The sequence below is a fragment of the Variovorax sp. PDC80 genome, assembly GCF_900115375.1.
Lineage (GTDB): Bacteria > Pseudomonadota > Gammaproteobacteria > Burkholderiales > Burkholderiaceae_C > Variovorax.
Genome location: NZ_FOWG01000015.1, coordinates 1 through 15,359 on the forward strand (window position 1 = coordinate 1; position 15,359 = coordinate 15,359).

Genomic DNA, 15,359 nt, shown 5'->3' on the forward strand with positions numbered 1-15,359 from the left:
CCGCAGCACCCGTACACGCGCATGCTGCTCGACGCGATCCCGCAGATGAAGCACACGGGGCGCGCGCGCACGCCGGTGCAGGGCGAGGTGCCGAATCCGCTCAATCCGCCCGCGGGCTGCGCCTTCCATCCGCGCTGCCCGCACGCGAATGCGCGTTGCTCGGCCGAGCGGCCGAAGCTACAAAGCATCCGCGGCGTGCAGGTGGCCTGCCATGCAGTGGAAGAGGGCCGTGCCTGAACGGCCCTCGCTCTCAGGGCATGTCGGCGAGCCGCCGGATCGCCTCGACCGCGCCGGGGTTCTCGAGCGCCGAAAGGTCGCCCGGTGGCTGTCCCGCGAGCACGCGGCGGATCACCCGCCGCATCGCCTTGCCGTTGCGCGTGCGCGGCAGATCGTCGACGCAATGCACGACCGCGGGCCGGAAGGGCTTGCCGAGGGCGGCTTCGATCGCGGCGGCCGCGCGCGCCGCCAGGTCGCCGCCGTCGGGCAGCCGATCCCCCGTCGCGTGCGGTACCAGCACCAGCACCAGCTTCTGTCCCTTCACCGGATCGGGCAGGCCGACCGCGGCGGCGTCCTTCAGCGGGAGCGCGGCCAGCAGCACGGCCTCGACCTCGGCCGGCCCGAGGCGCTTGCCCGCGATCTTGAGCGTGTCGTCCGAGCGGCCGAGCACGAAGAAATGGCCCTCGCCATCCTCGTAGACCAGGTCGCCATGCACCCAGCGGCCAGGCACCGCCTGCCAGTAGGCCTCGAGGTAGCGTGCATCGTCGCGCCAGAAGCCCTGCGTCATGCCCACGAAGGGCTGCGCGATGGTCAGTTCGCCGGGCACGCCGACCACCCGCGCGCCCGTGTCGTCGGCGGCGAAGGCCTGCACGCCCGGCGAGGCGCTGTTGAAGCCCGAGGCCTTGATCGGCCGCACCGGCACATTGGCGAGGATGGCGCCCGACGCCTCGGTCCCGCCCGTGTAGTTGATGAGCGGCAGCGCGCCGCGACCGAAGCGGCGGAAGAACCATTCGAAATGCTCGGGATCGAGCACCTCGCCGGCCGCCATCAGCATGCGCAGGCTGCGCAGGTCGCCCCGCGTGGCCGCGTCCGCATACGCCGCCAGGCTGCGGATCAAGGTGGGCGAGGCGCCGAAATGCGTCACGCCATGCCGCTCGATCATCGACGCGAAGCGCGACCAGTCGGGGAAGTCGGGCGCCCCGTCGTAGCACAGCAGCGTGGCGCCGGCGATCAGCGCGCCGATGACCGTGATCGGCCCGACGATCCAGCCCATGTCCGAAGGCCAGCACCAGGTGTCGCCGGCCCGCAGCTCGAAATGGAAGGCGCTGTCGTGCGCGATCTTGAGCGGGAAGCCGCCATGCACATGCACCGTGCCCTTGGGCGCGCCCGTGGTGCCCGAGGTGAACACGATCATGAAGGGATCGTTGGGATCCATCGAGACGAAGTCCGCGATCGGCTCGGCGCCGGCGACCTCATCCCATGGGCGGCGCTCGCAGGCGCCTTCGATGGCATCGCGGTCGCCGAGCACCACCACCTGCGCGAGCAGGGGCAGGCGCCCCAGCGCCTCGTTGACGGCCGCGGCCGCCGACACCCGGCGGCCGCGCCGCATGAAAGCCTCGGCCGCGATCAGCATGCGCGCCTGCGCGAGCTCGAGCCGCGAGACGATGGCCTCGGTGCCGAAGCCGGTGAACAGCGGCACGCACACGGCCCCGAGCGCGGCGATGGCGAGAAAGGCGATGGCTGCTTCCGCACCCATCGGCAGCATCAGCCCGATGCGGTCGCCGGGCGCGATACCCATCGCGCGCAAGCCGCCGGCGAAGCGGCGCACGCGCAGCGCGAGTTCCGCGTGGCTGATCCTTTCGACACGACCGTCCTCGGCCTCCGCGATCAGCGCGGGCTGCGTCGCGCGCTCGGGATCGCAGGACCAGCGCAATGCGCTGCGCACCCAGTTCAGGCGGCCGCCGTCGAACCAGCGCGGATGCGCGGCATCGGGTGCGTCGGTGCGAAAGCGTTGCCAGGGCGCATCCCAGACGATGTCGAGCTGCGCCAGCACGTTGCGCCAGTAGCCCGCCGGATCGTCGACCGAGGCCCGGTGCAGTTCGTCATAACCCGCCAGGCCCATGCGATGGGCGAGCGCGGTCAGTGGCGCCGAGGCGATGCGTTCGGCATCGGGCCGCCAGAGCGTGAGATCGGGGAATTCCATGCGCCGTCCTCCGTTCCTTCCGGCTCAGCCGCCGCGCCGGCGCGCGGCACGGAAATCCGGCGCGCGTTTCGCGAGAAAGGCGTCCACGCCTTCGCGCGATTCCGCGGTGCCGTAGTAGAGCGCCAGCGCCTCGAAGCCCAGCGCACCGATGGCGCGGATGTTCTCGGAGTCCGCATTGAACGAGCGCTTCGCGATCGCGATGGCGGTCGGGCTCTTCGCGAGGATCTCGGCACACCAGCGCGCCACCTCCGCATCGAGTTCGTCGGGCGGAACGACGCGGTTGACCAGGCCCATCGCCAGCGCCTCGTCGGCGCCGTAGCGGCGGCACAGAAACCACATCTCGCGCGCCCGCTTCTCGCCGGCCACGCGCGCGAGCAGCGCGGTGCCGAAGCCCGGATCGACCGAGCCCACCTTCGGTCCGACTTGGCCGAAGACCGCGTCGGTGCTCGCGATGGCGAGGTCGCACACCGTGACCAGCACGTTTCCGCCGCCGATCGCATAGCCCTGCACGCGCGCGATCACCGGCTTGGGGATGTCGCGGATCAGGCTCTGCAGCTCGTCCATCGGCAGGCCGATGGTGCCGCGCCCGCCGTAGCCGCCTTGCCCCTCGCCATGATCGGACTGGTCGCCGCCCGTGCAGAAGGCCTTGTCGCCGGCACCGGCGAGCACGACCGCGCCGATGTCGCGGTTCCAGCCGGCGCGGCCGATCGCGTGCAGCAGCTCTTCCACCGTGCGGCCGCGCAGCGCGTTGTAGCGCGCGGGGCGATCGATGGTGACGCGCGCGACGCCGTCCTTCTCTTCATAGCGGATGTCCTCGTAGTCGAAGGCGTCGTTCACAGCGCGGCCTCCACCACCGACAGCGCGGCATCGAAGGCATCCAGGCCCTGCGACAGTTCGTCGCGCGTGATCACGAACGGCGGCGACATCATCGCCACGTTGTACCGTCCATAGGCATGGACACCGCGCTTCATCAGCTCGCCGTAGAACAGCTTCATCGGCGCCGAGCCCTCGGGATGGTGCCATTCCACAAGCGGCTCGCGCGTCTCGCGGTCCTTCACCAGCTCGAGGCCGAAATGCGCGCCGAGCCCGCGCACGTCGCCCACCACCGGGTGCCTGCGCTGCAGTTCGCCGAGCCCCTCGCGCAGCCAGCCCTCGATCTCGAGGGCACGCTCGAACAATCCCTCCTCGAGATAGACCCGCAGCGCGGCGACGCCGCCCGCGACGGCAAGCACATGGCCCGCATGCGTGTGGCCCACGTCGAACAGCTCGGTGTCGAAGTGGCTCGCCACGCCTTCGCGCACCAGCACCCCGCCCAGCGGCGTGTACGAGGAGCTGGCGCCCTTGGCGAAGGACATAAGGTCGGGCAGCACGCCGAGCCGCGTCGCGGCGAAGGCGGCGCCGGTGCGGCCGAAGCCGGTCATCACCTCGTCGTACACCAGCAGGATGCCGTGGCGGTCGCACAGCGCGCGCACGCCCCGCAGATAGCCCTCGGGATAGATCACCATGCCGCTCGATCCCGTCATCGGCTCGAGCACGATGGCCGCGACGTTGTGCGCGCCCTCGTGCGACAGCACCTGCTCCAGATGCTGCAGCGCGCGCCGCGATTCCTCGGCCGGCTCGCGCGTGTGGAACGGACTGCGGTAGGGATAGGGAGTGAAGAACTTCACCATGCCCGGCAGGTTCGGCAGCGGGTCGCGCCATCGGTCCACGCCCGTCAGCGCGCTGCCGCCGATGGTGCTGCCGTGGTAGGAGCGGTAGGCGGTCAGCACCTTGGGCCGCCGCGTGACGAGGCGCGCGATCTTCACCGCATCGTCGTTGGCCTCGCCGCCGCCGCTCGCGAAGTGCACGCGCAGCCCCTCGCTCCAGGGCGAGATGCGGTTCAGCAACTCGGCGTATTCGGCGCGCACGTCGTTGAAGTAGCTCGAGGCCACCCAGCACAGCCGTTCGGCCTGCTGCTGTATCGCGCGCACCACCTTCGGATGCCCGTGGCCCAGCGGCACCGCCACGTAGCCGCTGGTCATGTCGAGATAGGCCTTGCCGTTCGTGTCGTGGAAATGGCAGCCCTTGGCATGCGTGATCACGGGCGGGTTGAGCCCGCCCTGTACCGACCACGACACCAGCACCTGCCGGTAGGCGGCGGGCAGGCTCGCGTTGGCCTGGCCATGGATCTGAAGGTCCATCGTCTGTCCTCTGTGTTGTTGCGTGAAGAAAAGTTGAAGCGGATCGCTGCGATGAAGCATAGGAATGCGGGTCCACGCGGACAAACCAAAGCTTTGGGGCCTCAGCCGCAAAGCAATTCGCGCTCGCCATGTCCCACCGAGCGCCCTTCCCCTCCCCTGAACCTGGAGCGATAGCCATGGCGCGCCAGCTTCCCCCCATGCTGTCGGTGCGCGTGTTCGAGGCCGCCGCGCGCCATGGCAGCTTCGCCAAGGCCGCGTCGGAACTCTTCGTCTCGGCCGGCGCGGTGGCCCACCAGGTGCGGCAGCTCGAGGACTGGCTCGGCCTGCCGCTGTTCCTGCGCACGCCGCGCTCGGTCGAGCTCACCGACGCCGGGCAGGCCTATCTGCGCGGCGTCGCGCCGCTGCTCGAGGAACTCGAACGCGTCTCGATGCGCTGGCGCCAGCATGCGGAGGGCGCCAGCGAGGTGACGGTCAGTGCCATGCCCTCGTTCGTGACGCGCTGGCTGATGCCGCGGCTCGGCGAGTTCCGCGCCGCGCATCCCGCGGTCGAGGTGCGCGTGCTCGCCGCGGTGGCACCGGTGGACTTCGCGCGCGATCGCGTCGACGTGGCGATCCGGCTCGGCACCGGCCCCTACCCCGGCATGGAGGCACAGCCGCTGCTGCGCGAGGCCTTCCATCCCGTCGCGAGCCCGCGCTGGCTGGAGCGGCACGGCATGCCCGCGTCGCCGCGCGATCTGTTGGGCAACGTGCTGCTGCACGACGAGTTCGAACCGCGCATTCCCGAGCAGATCAGCTGGGAGGCGTGGTTCGCGGCCCAGGGCGTGGCACCCGGCGCATCGCTGCGGCCGGCGCCCGCGTTGCGCTTCTCGCACAGCTATCTCGCGCTCGATGCCGCGGCCGCGGGGCAGGGCGTGGCGCTCGCTTCCGACGTGCTGGCGCGCGATGCGCTGCAGCGCGGCGAACTGGCACGGGTCTGGCCCGACGATCTGCCCGGCCCGTACCGCTACCACCTGCTGTGCCAGCGCGGCGCGCGGGACCGGCCCGCGGTCGCGGCGTTCACGCACTGGCTTCGCTCGGCGGCCGATGCTTTCTGAAGACAGCACGCCGGCGTTTACGTAGCATGTGCCGATGCAAGCTCCCCACGCCCCCTCGCTGAGCCCGTCCGCGCTGGCCTTCCTGCAACAGGCCGGCCTGCCCTACCGCCTGCACGCCCACGCCCCCGTCGTCTCCTTCGAGGACGCGCGCACGCTGCTGCCCTTCGACGCCAGCGCGATGGTCAAGTGCCTCGCGTTCCGCCTGCCCGACGGCCGCTACCTGCTGGCCGCGCTGCGCGGCCAGGACCGGGCCGACTACAAGCGCATCGCCGTTGCCTTCGGCGTGCGCCGCGCCGACCTGCGGCTCGCGGCCGACGAGGAGCTCGCCACCGACCTGCAGATGGTGCCCGGCGGCGTGGCGCCGCTGCCGGTGGGCGGCGCGCGCGTGATCGTCGACGAGGCGGCGGCGCGCCTGGTCACGCTCTACTGCGGCACCGGCCGCAACGATTCCACGCTCGAGATCGAAACGGCCGCGCTGCTGCGCGCCACGGGCGCGGGCATCGCGCCGCTGGCCAAGCCCTGAGCTACAGCCCGTCGCTCACACCTTGTCAGCGCAGCCAGCTCGCCGGCACGGTGATGAGCTGCGGGAACAGCACGAACAGGAACATCAACCCGGTGAGCGACAGCAGGAAGGGCCACACGCCCTGGATCACCTGGTCGAGGCTCACGCGCGAGGTGCCGGCCACCACGTTGAGCACGGTGCCCACCGGCGGCGTGAGCAGGCCGATGGCGTTGTTCATGATGAACATCACGCCGAAGTAGACGGGGTCGATGCCGGCCTTGTGGATCACGGGCATCAGGATCGGCGTCATGATCAGCACGGTGGGCATCAGGTCGAGCGCGGTGCCCACGATGATCACCAGCACCATGATCACGAACATCAGCAGGATCTTGTTGTCGACGAAGGGCTCGAGCAGTTCGCTGACCTGCGCCGGGATGTTGGCGATGGTGATGAGCCAGGCCGACACCAGCGCCGAGGCCACGAGGAACAGCACGGTGCTCGAGGTCTTGGCGGCGCTGAGCACCAGCTCGGGCAGGCGCGGCATCTCGAGCTCGCGGTAGACGAAGCGGCCGACCACGAAGGCATAGACCACCGCCACCACGGCGGCCTCGGTGGGCGTGAACACGCCGAACTTCATGCCGCCGATGATCACCAGCGGCAGCACCAGCGCCCACACGCCATCGAGCAGCGCGCGGCCCAGGCTGCCCGCGCTGAAGCTGCGCACCGCGACGTTCTTCTCCTTCTTCGCGCACAGCCACCAGGTGGCGGTGAGCGTCAGCGCCATCATGATCCCGGGGAACAGGCCGGCGAGGAACAGCTTGGTGATCGAGATCTGCGCCACCACGCCGAACACCACGATGGCGATCGAGGGCGGGATCACCGGCGCGATGATGCCGCCGGCCGCGATCAGGCCGGCCGCGCGCGGCACGTCGTAGCCGGCCTTGCGCATCATCGGGATCAGCAGCGCCGCGACGGCGGCGGTGTCGGCCACGGCCGAGCCCGAGATGCTCGCGACCACGGTGGCCGCGATGATCGCCACGTAGCCCAGGCCGCCGCGCACATGGCCGACCAGCGCGCCGGCCACCTTGACGATGCGCGCCGACAGGCCGCCCGCGTTCATCAGCTCGCCCGCGAGCATGAAGAAAGGCACCGCCATCAGCGGATAGTTGTTGACGCCCTCGAGCATGTTCTGCGCGAGGATCTGGGTGTCGAAGTTGCCCAGGTGCACCATCAGCGCGACGCCGCAGACGAGCAGCGCGAAGGCGATGGGCATGCCGAAGGCCATGGCCCCGAGCAGCGAGGCGATGAAGACGAAGATGGTCATGGATGTCCCGTGTTCTTTTGGTTCGCGCTCATTCGCCCGCGCTGCCGGTGTCGTTGACCAGTTCCTCGCGCGCCATGCGGCCCGTGAAGAGCCGCCACAGCGAGCCGACCAGCATCAGCGCCATGCCCACGCTACTGACGAGCAGGCAGGCATAGACCAGGCCGATCGGCACGCCGGTGACGGGCGCGCGGTCGTCCATGCCGATCACCACCAGCTTCCAGCTGCCGTGCGCGAGCAGCAGGCAGCAGGCCAGCGCGCCGAGGTCGGCCACGCCGCGGCAGAAGCGCTGGCCGCGCTCGCCGAGCCGCGCGACGACGGTCGACATGCCCAGGTGCGCGTTGTCCTTCATCACCAGCAGCGCACCGATCAGCGTGAGCCACATGAAGACGAAGCGCGAGGCTTCCTCCGAGAACACGATGCCGGAGTTGAAGGCGTAGCGCAGCACGACGTTGCCGAACACGAGCGCGACCATCACGGCCATCATCGCGATCATCAACACGTTGGCGCCGCGCTCGAAGAGGCGGGAAAGCATGGGGAGTCTCCTGTTGTAGTTGGTTCTTGCACCCGGCCGCCTCAGCGCCCCGGGCCGGCCGGTTCGATGCGATAGAAGCGCAGGGCGTTGCCGCGCCAGACCGCGTCGCGCGCCGCGTCGTCGAGACCGTCCAGTCCCTCGGCCACCGCGCGCACCACCTCGGCCATGGACGCGCGCAGGCCCGACACCGGCAGGTTGCTCGCGAACATGCAGCGCCCGGCGCCGAAGATCTCGACCGTCTCGCGCACCACGCGCACGTTGCTGTCGGCGCTCCAGGGCGCATCGGGCAGGCCGAATTCCGAGAGCTTGACCATCACCTCGGGCAGCGCCGCGAGCGCGCGCATGCCGCGCCGCCAGTGCGCGAGGCCGGCCTCGCTGCGGTCCCAGGGCAGGCCCGCATGCTCGAGCGCCACGCGCAGCCCCGGAAAGCGCGCGACGGCCTCGGCCGCTTCCTCCAGGTGCCAGTAGGGCACGCGCACGTCCCACAGCAGGCCGTTGTCGCGCAGCAGGCCCAGGCCCGCGCACCAGCGTTCGTCCTGCAGGGTGCCGGGCTCGCCGCGCACGCTGTGATCGGGGCCGCGCGAGATGCGCGGCTTGCAGCGCACGCCGCGCACCAGCGGCCATTCGGCCTGCGCGCGCATCTGCGCTTCGGCATCGCTCGCGAGGAATTCGACATTGGCCACCACCGCATTCGGAAAGCCGTGCGTCGCATGGACGGCATGCAGCCAGCGCGTCTCGGCCAGCGACTCGGCGCGCGAGCGCTCGGCCTCCACATGCACCGTGGCCACCACCACCGGCAGGCCCTCGGTGGCGGCACGGTAGTCGGCCACGCCGAAGTCGCGCCGCAACACCGCGTAGTCGCCGAGGAAGAAGGCCTCGGCGTCGTAGCCGTCCTGCAGCCAGGGGAAGTGCCCCTCGCCCAGGTGCCACAGGTGGTGGTGCGCATCGACGATGGCGGCGGGAAGCACGGCGCTCACGGCTGCGCGTCCATCGCCTTGAGCACCGCGTCGCCGTTCTTCTCGACGTACATCCTGCGCGTCTCCTCGCGCACCACCTGGCGGATGCTCGCGACGTCGGGCGTCTCGTTGATCTGCATGCCCTTGGCGCGCAGCTGGGCGATGGCGTCCTTCTCGCCGTCGTTGTTGAGCTTGCGCTGGAAGTTCGCGGCCGCCGCGGCCTCCTCGAGCATCGCCTTCTGGAACTCGGGCTTGAGCGCATCGAAGCGCGCCTTGTTCATGATCACCACCAGCGGCGTGTAGGCATGGCGCGTGAGCGAGAGGTACTTCTGCACCTCGTACATCTTCGACGACAGCATCAGCGTGGGCGGGTTCTCCTGCCCGTCGACCGCGCCCGACTCGAGCGCGCCGAACACCTCGGCGAAGGGCATCGGCTGCGGGTTCGCGCCCAGCAGCTGGAAGGCCTTGAGGTGCGAGGGATTGGGCGTGGTGCGGATCTTCAGGCCCTTGATGTCGGCCGCGCCGTTGATCGGCCGCTTGTTGTTGCCCAGGCTGCGAAAGCCGATCTCCCAGAAGGCCAGGCCCTTGATCTGGTGCGTGCCGAGTTCGTCGAGCAGCGAGCGGCCGACCGGGCCGTCGAGCGTGCGGTAGGCCTGCTGCGCATCGGCGAACTGGTAGGGCAGGTCGAGCGCATTGAGCTTGGGCGCGAGGCCGGTCACGAAGGGGTTGCCGGTGGCGCCGATGTCGATGGTGCCGCTGCGCACGCCGGTCACCAGCGTCACGTCGTTGCCGAGCTGGCTGTTGGCGAAGACCTGGATCTCCACCGCGCCGCCGGTGCGCTCCTTCACGCGCTTCGCGAACTCGAGCGCGGCCTTGTGCTGCGAATCGCTCTCGGGCACGGTGTGGCTGAAGCGCAGCTTGACCGGCGCCTGCGCCGCGGCGCCGCCGGCGCCGAGGCCGAGCAGCGCGGCCAGCAGCGCGCCGGCCAGGGACCTGAAATTCCTGTGCATGGTTGTCGTCTCCTGTCGTTGAAATTCGGGGAAGGCGCGCGCCTTCCAGGGGCCGCCGCTCAGACCGTGACCTTGGCTTCCTTGACCACCTTGGCCCACTTGTCCTTCTCGGTGCCGATGAACTCGGCGAACTTCGCGGCGCTGCCGCCGCCGTCCTCGGCGCCGTAGCTCGCGAGCTTCTCCGCCACGTCGGGCAGGGCGAGCACGCGGTTGAAGTCCTCGTTCATGCGCTGCACCATCGCGGCGTTCATCTGCGCCGGCCCGACCAGGCCGTACCAGGTGCTGGCGTCGAAGCCCGGGTAGCCGAGCTCTGCCACGGTGGGCACCTCGGGATGCGCCTTCGAGCGCCGCGGCCGCGTCTGCGCGATCGCCACCAGCTTGCCGCTGGCCACGTGCGGCGTGGCCGAGGTCATGGTCTCGAAGCTGTAGTCGATCTGGCCGCCGATCAGGTCGGTGAGCATCGGGCCCGAGCCGCGGTAGGGCACGTGCAGCGCATCGACGCCCGCGCGCAGCTTGAAGAGTTCGATCGCCAGGTGCTGCGAGGCGCCCGCGCCCGAGGAGCCGAAGGTCACGGTGCCCGGCTTGTCGCGGCACAGCGCCACCAGGTCCTTGACCGTACGCGCCGGCTTCGAGGGGTTGCAGATCAGCAGGTTCGGCGTGACGCCCACCAGCACCAGCGGCGTGAAGTCGCGCTCCACCACGTAGCCCAGCGTGGGATAGAGCGCGGGCGCGATCGCATGGTTGCTGATGTTGGTCATCAAGAGCGTGGTGCCGTTGTTCGGCTGCTTGGCGACGTACTCGGCGGCGATCACGCCGCCCGCGCCGGCCTTGTTCTCGACCGTGACCGGCACGCCCCACAGCGTGGCGAGCTTCTGCGCCATCACGCGCGCCATCACGTCGGTGCCGCCGCCGGGCGGAAAGCCGACGACGATGCGCACGGGCGTGGTGGGCAGCGGCGCGGTCTGCGCGCGCACGGTGGCGAAAGGCAGGGCCGCGCCGGCGGCCAGTGTCGATGCGATGAAGCGGCGGCGTTGCATGGCGTTGTCTCCTGGTGTTCTTTTCGAGGCTTACATCGACTCGGCCAGCAGGGCCTGGTAGTCGGCCACGCTGGCTTCTCGCGGATTGGTCTTGTGGCAGTGGTCCTTGAGCGCGCCTTCGATCACGCGCGGGAACAGGTCGGGCGAGACGTCGAGCGCGGCCAGGCCCGTCGGCAGGCCGAGGCGCGCGCTCATGGCCGCGACGGCCGGCGCCACCTCGTCGCCGCCGCCCAGCCCCATGGCCTGCGCCATGCGCGCGAGGCGCTCGTCCTTGCGCATCGACTCGGCCTGCGCGTTGAAGCGGATCACGGCCGGCAGCAGGATCGCATTGAGCGTGCCGTGGTGCAGGCGCGGCGCGATGCCGCCGAGCGAATGGCTGAGGCTGTGCACGCAGCCCAGTCCCTTCTGGAACGCGAGCGCGCCCTGCATCGAGGCGCTCATCATGTTCAGGCGCGCCTCGCGGTCGCCGGGCGTGGCGGTGGCGCGTTCGATGTTGCGCCAGGCTCGGCGCAGGCCGTCGAGCGCGATGCCGTCGGCCGGCGGATTGAAGGCCGGCGCCATGAAGGTCTCCATGCAATGCGCGATCGCGTCCATGCCGGTGGCGGCGGTCAGCATCGGCGGCAGGCCCAGCGTGAGTTCGGGATCGCACAGCGCGACGCGCGGCACCAGGTGCGGCGAGAGCACGCCGACCTTGCGGCCGTCGTCGAGGATCAGCACCGCGCCGCGGCCGACCTCGCTGCCGGTGCCGGCCGTGGTGGGCACGGCGATCACCGGCGCGGTGGCCGCGGTGATGCGCGCCACGCCACCCTCGATGGCCGCGAAGGACTTCAGCGGCCCCTCGTGCGTGGCGCACACGGCCACGCCCTTGGCGAGGTCGATCGGCGAGCCGCCGCCGACCGCGACGATGCCGTCGCAGCGGTGCTCGGCATAGAGCGCCACGGCCGCGCGCATCGCGCGCTCGGTGGGGTTGGAGGGCGTGCCGTCGAACACGACGAATTCGCGGCCCGCGCCGAGCTGCGCGGTCACGCGCTCGAGCACGCCCGCGGCACGCACACCGGCGTCGGTCACGACCAGCGGGCGGCGGATACCGAGGCGGTCGCACTCCTGCGCCAGCAGCTGCACGGCGCCGAAATCGATCTGGATCTGGGTGATGTAGTTGATGAGCGCCATGCGCGGGTTCCTTGTCTCGGCGGTGGTCCGGGTGCCGGTGTCTCGCTTGAGCGAGCACCGGTCGTCGTGGGCCGCGAGTCTAGGAACGGGTGCCGGGGGCGGCAACGTGGATTTACTTGAAGTCCGGGCGAGAAAAATTCACAAGCCGCGGGCCCTGCCGGGCGCGAGTTTTTCTTGAAGACCACCCCAGTTTTTTTCGTTTGGCCGCGCGCGGGCCGCTCCCTAGACTTCGGCCCGTTCGCAACCCGCCCCCTACGAAAGAGACAAGCCGACATGACCTCGCTCATCCTGGTCGAGCGCGACGACCGCATCGCGACCGTGACCCTCAACAAGCCCGACAAGATGAATGCCATGGACCAGGTCATGTGGCAGGGCCTGGCCGATGCCTTCGCCGAGCTCTCGGCCGACGACGAGCTGCGCTGCGTGGTGCTGCGCGGCGCCGGCGGCAAGGCCTTCTCGGCCGGCGCCGACATCGAGGAGTTCCAGCGCAGCCGCGCCAATGCGGCGCAGGCCGCCGCCTATGCCGAGGTCACGCACCGCGCGATGCATGCGATCGCCACCAGCAAGCACCCCACGCTCGCGGTGATCGAGGGCGCCTGCGTGGGCGGCGGGCTCGAGATCGCCACCGTCTGCGACATGCGCATCTGCGGCAGCTCGAGCCGCTTCGGCGTGCCGGTCAACAAGCTCGGCCTGGTGATGTCGTACGGCGAGCTCGGCGGCCTGGTCGACCTGGTCGGCGGCGCGACCGCGCTCGAGATCGTGCTCGAGGGCCGCGTGTTCGATGCCAAGGAGGCCTTCGAGAAGCGCCTGGTGAACCGCGTGGTCGACGACGCCGCGGTGCTCGAGCAGGGCTACGCGACCGCGCGGCGCATCGCCAACGGCGCGCCGCTGGTGGCGCGCTGGCACAAGAAGTTCGTGCGCCGGCTCGCGCAGCCCGCACCGCTGTCGGCGGAGGAGAACGCCGAGGCCTACGCCTGCTTCGACACCGAGGACTTCCGCATCGGCTTCCAGGCCTTCCTGGCCAAGAGCAAGCCGGTCTTCACGGGCCGCTGAGCCCGCCACCCTCCTTTCAGATCCGGAGCCCCCGCGTGACCCTTCCCCTTTCCCGCATCAAGGTCCTCGACGTCAGCCAGATCATGGCCGGCCCTTTCTGCTGCATGCTGCTCGGCGACATGGGCGCGGACGTCATCAAGGTCGAGACGCCCGGCATCGGCGACCAGACCCGCCGCTCGATGGGCTTCAGGCTCAAGGGCGCCGACAGCGGCGGCTTCCTCGCGCTCAACCGCAACAAGCGCAGCATCGAGATCGATCTCAAGAACCCGGCCGGCCTCGAGGCCTTCTACGCGCTCGTGAAGGACGCCGACGTGCTGGTCGAGAACAACCGCCCCGGCGTGGCCGCGCGGCTGAAGATCGACTACGAGACCCTGCGCCAACTCAACCCGCGGCTGGTGTACGCGAGCATCTCGGGCTTCGGCCAGACCGGTCCCTGGGCCAAGCGCCCGGGCCTGGACCTGATCGCGCAGGCCATGACCGGCGTGATGAGCGTGATGGGCCACCCGGGCGAGCCGCCGGTGAAGTCTGCGATCCCGCTGGCCGACCTGGGCGCGGGCCTGTTCGCGGCCTACGGCATCCTCAGCGCGGTGATCGGCCGCGGCCTCACGGGCGAGGGCCAGTTCGTCGATGCCTCGCTGTTCGAGACCGCGCTGGGCCTGTCGGTGTGGGAGTCGGCCGAGTACTGGGGCACGGGCCAGGTGCCCACGCCGATCGGCAGCGCCAACCGCATGAGCGCGCCCTACCAGGCGGTGCGCGCCTCCGACCGCCCCTTCGTCATCGGCGCGGCCAACCCCAAGCTCTGGACCGCGCTGTGCGGCGTGATCGGGCGCGAGGACCTGGTGCGCGACGCGCGCTTCACCGACAACGTGCTGCGCATCCGCAACCGCGTGGTGCTCATCGAGGAGCTGGAGCGCGAGTTCGCGCGCCGCACCGCCACCGAATGGGTCGATGCGCTGCTGGCCGCGGGCGTGCCGGCCGCGCCGATCTACGACTACGCCGAGGCCCTCGCGAGCGAACAGGCGGTGGCGCGCAACATGGTGCTGAAGATCCAGCATCCGGTGGAGGGCGAGACACGCGCCCTGGGCTTTCCGGTCAAACTCGGCGGCACGCCGCAGCAGGTGCGGCATCCGGCGCCGCTGCTGGGCCAGCACACCGAGCAGGTGCTCGGCGAGATCGGAATGACGGCCGAGGACATCGCCGCGCTGCGAAGCAACGGCGCGTTCGGCGCGGCGCATGCCGCGGCCGACGCGACAGCGGACTGAGACACGCAAGAAACACAACGAGACGGAGACAAGACCATGCAGGAAAGCACCATCGACCTCTCGCGCCGCCGCTGGCTCGGCGCCATCCCCGCGCTCTCGGGTGCGCTGCTGCTCGCACCCGGCTTCGCACGGGCGCAGGCCGGCCCCTATCCACACAAGCCGATCGAACTGGTCGTGCCCTGGCAGGCCGGTGGCGGCGCCGACGTGGTGGGCCGGGCCTTCGGCGCGGCGGTCGCCAAGTACCTGCCGCAGCCGGTGGTCGTCATCAACAAGCCCGGCGCGAGCGGCGTGCTCGGGCTGGGCGACGTGGTCAATGCCAAGCCCGACGGCTACCGCATCGTGCTGTCGTCGACCGAACTGACCTTTCTCAATCACTTGGGCCTGGCCAAGTTCTCGTACAAGGACCTGCGCCCGATCGCTCGGCTCAATGCCGACCCGGCCGCGGTGGTGGTGCGCGCCGACGCGCCCTACGCCACGCTCGAGCAGTTCCTCGACGCCGCGCGCAAGGGCGACGCGAACATCCGCGTGGGCAATGCGGGCCATGGCTCGACCTGGCACATGGCGGCCGCCGCGCTGGCCGAGAAGACCGGCGCGAAGTTCAACCACATTCCCTATGCCGGCGGCGCGCCCGCGGTGCTGGCGCTGCTCGGCGGCCACATCGACGCGGTGACCGTGAGCACGGCCGAGGTGTCGAGCTACGTGGCCGCGGGCAAGCTCAAGGCGCTGGCCGTGATGGCCGACCGGCGCGTGGCCGACGGCTTCGAGAAGATCCCGACGCTCAAGGAACGCAACATCGACCTGTCGATCGGCATCTGGCGCGGCCTGTCGGCGCCGCGCGGCACGCCCGACGACGTGATCGCGGTGCTCAAGGGCGCGGTCGCGAAGGCCGTGAAGGAACCCGCCTGGCTCGAGGCGCTGACCAAGCTGCACTTCAGCACCGACACCTATGCCGACGATGCCGCGCTCGAGGCGGTGATGGCCAGGGAGAGCGAGTTCTTCAAGGCGCTCGCGGGCAAGATCAACCTCTCGAGCTGAGGTA

Annotated in this window: 15 protein-coding genes; 6 read left to right on the plus strand and 9 right to left on the minus strand. The window is 70.5% G+C overall.

Annotated elements, in window-relative coordinates; genetic code table 11:
- The coding region (locus BM109_RS33215; protein ID WP_371269087.1) for an oligopeptide/dipeptide ABC transporter ATP-binding protein at window positions 1-237 on the plus strand (237 nt) is incomplete at its 5' end.
- 13 nt (window positions 238-250) lie between these two features.
- Here the strand turns inward: BM109_RS33215 and BM109_RS33220 are convergent.
- From BM109_RS33220 to BM109_RS33230, 3 genes are read right to left on the minus strand one after another with little or no spacing between them, the layout of a single operon-like run.
- Window positions 251-2,200 carry an AMP-binding protein gene (locus BM109_RS33220; RefSeq protein ID WP_093352709.1) on the minus strand — a complete coding sequence of 650 codons (1,950 nt, stop codon included), beginning with the start codon at window positions 2,198-2,200 and terminating at the stop codon, window positions 251-253.
- Window positions 2,201-2,224: 24 nt separating this feature from the next.
- Window positions 2,225-3,037, minus strand: coding sequence for an enoyl-CoA hydratase-related protein (locus BM109_RS33225; RefSeq protein ID WP_093352711.1), 813 nt, complete (start codon window positions 3,035-3,037; stop codon window positions 2,225-2,227).
- Window positions 3,034-4,380, minus strand: coding sequence for an aminotransferase class III-fold pyridoxal phosphate-dependent enzyme (locus BM109_RS33230; RefSeq protein WP_093352714.1), 1,347 nt, complete (start codon window positions 4,378-4,380; stop codon window positions 3,034-3,036). The genes BM109_RS33225 and BM109_RS33230 overlap by 4 nt, the downstream gene beginning before the upstream one ends.
- A 176-nt stretch (window positions 4,381-4,556) precedes the next feature.
- On the opposite strand from BM109_RS33230, the gene gcvA reads away from it, so the two are divergent.
- Together gcvA and BM109_RS33240 are read left to right on the plus strand one after the other, a co-directional pair.
- Complete coding sequence (gene gcvA / locus BM109_RS33235) at window positions 4,557-5,474, plus strand: transcriptional regulator GcvA (RefSeq protein WP_093352716.1); 918 nt, start codon at window positions 4,557-4,559, stop codon at window positions 5,472-5,474.
- A gap of 34 nt (window positions 5,475-5,508) precedes the next feature.
- Entirely contained in the window at window positions 5,509-5,997 is a 489-nt protein-coding gene (locus BM109_RS33240) for a YbaK/EbsC family protein (protein ID WP_093352720.1), read from the plus strand.
- Window positions 5,998-6,022: 25 nt separating this feature from the next.
- Here BM109_RS33240 and BM109_RS33245 read toward each other — a convergent pair whose 3' ends face one another.
- Genes BM109_RS33245 through BM109_RS33270 form a run of 6 tightly spaced genes read right to left on the minus strand, consistent with a single transcriptional unit; the run spans window position 6,023 to window position 12,005 of the window.
- Complete coding sequence (locus tag BM109_RS33245; protein WP_093352723.1) at window positions 6,023-7,300, minus strand: TRAP transporter large permease subunit; 1,278 nt, start codon at window positions 7,298-7,300, stop codon at window positions 6,023-6,025.
- A gap of 28 nt (window positions 7,301-7,328) precedes the next feature.
- On the minus strand, window positions 7,329-7,832 hold the full coding sequence (locus tag BM109_RS33250; RefSeq protein ID WP_093352725.1) for a TRAP transporter small permease: 504 nt from the start codon (window positions 7,830-7,832) through the stop codon (window positions 7,329-7,331).
- Window positions 7,833-7,873: 41 nt separating this feature from the next.
- Complete coding sequence (locus tag BM109_RS33255) at window positions 7,874-8,809, minus strand: amidohydrolase family protein (protein ID WP_093352728.1); 936 nt, start codon at window positions 8,807-8,809, stop codon at window positions 7,874-7,876.
- Window positions 8,806-9,798 (minus strand): TRAP transporter substrate-binding protein, encoded by a 993-nt coding sequence (locus tag BM109_RS33260; RefSeq protein ID WP_093352731.1) that lies wholly within the window; start codon window positions 9,796-9,798, stop codon window positions 8,806-8,808. The genes BM109_RS33255 and BM109_RS33260 overlap by 4 nt, the downstream gene beginning before the upstream one ends.
- 59 nt (window positions 9,799-9,857) lie before the next feature.
- On the minus strand, window positions 9,858-10,835 hold the full coding sequence (locus BM109_RS33265) for a Bug family tripartite tricarboxylate transporter substrate binding protein (RefSeq protein WP_093352733.1): 978 nt from the start codon (window positions 10,833-10,835) through the stop codon (window positions 9,858-9,860).
- Between the two features lie 30 nt (window positions 10,836-10,865).
- The gene (locus tag BM109_RS33270; RefSeq protein WP_093352735.1) at window positions 10,866-12,005 is read right to left on the minus strand and encodes an iron-containing alcohol dehydrogenase; all 1,140 of its coding nucleotides are present in this window, start codon (window positions 12,003-12,005) and stop codon (window positions 10,866-10,868) included.
- A 273-nt stretch (window positions 12,006-12,278) separates the two neighbouring features.
- Between BM109_RS33270 and BM109_RS33275 the strand changes: the two genes are divergently transcribed.
- Genes BM109_RS33275 through BM109_RS33285 form a run of 3 tightly spaced genes read left to right on the plus strand, consistent with a single transcriptional unit; the run spans window position 12,279 to window position 15,355 of the window.
- Window positions 12,279-13,058 carry an enoyl-CoA hydratase/isomerase family protein gene (locus BM109_RS33275; protein WP_093352737.1) on the plus strand — a complete coding sequence of 260 codons (780 nt, stop codon included), beginning with the start codon at window positions 12,279-12,281 and terminating at the stop codon, window positions 13,056-13,058.
- 35 nt (window positions 13,059-13,093) lie between these two features.
- Window positions 13,094-14,320 (plus strand): CaiB/BaiF CoA transferase family protein, encoded by a 1,227-nt coding sequence (locus tag BM109_RS33280; protein WP_093352740.1) that lies wholly within the window; start codon window positions 13,094-13,096, stop codon window positions 14,318-14,320.
- Window positions 14,321-14,356: 36 nt separating this feature from the next.
- Window positions 14,357-15,355 carry a Bug family tripartite tricarboxylate transporter substrate binding protein gene (locus tag BM109_RS33285; protein ID WP_093352742.1) on the plus strand — a complete coding sequence of 333 codons (999 nt, stop codon included), beginning with the start codon at window positions 14,357-14,359 and terminating at the stop codon, window positions 15,353-15,355.
- Window positions 15,356-15,359: the final 4 nt, after the last annotated feature.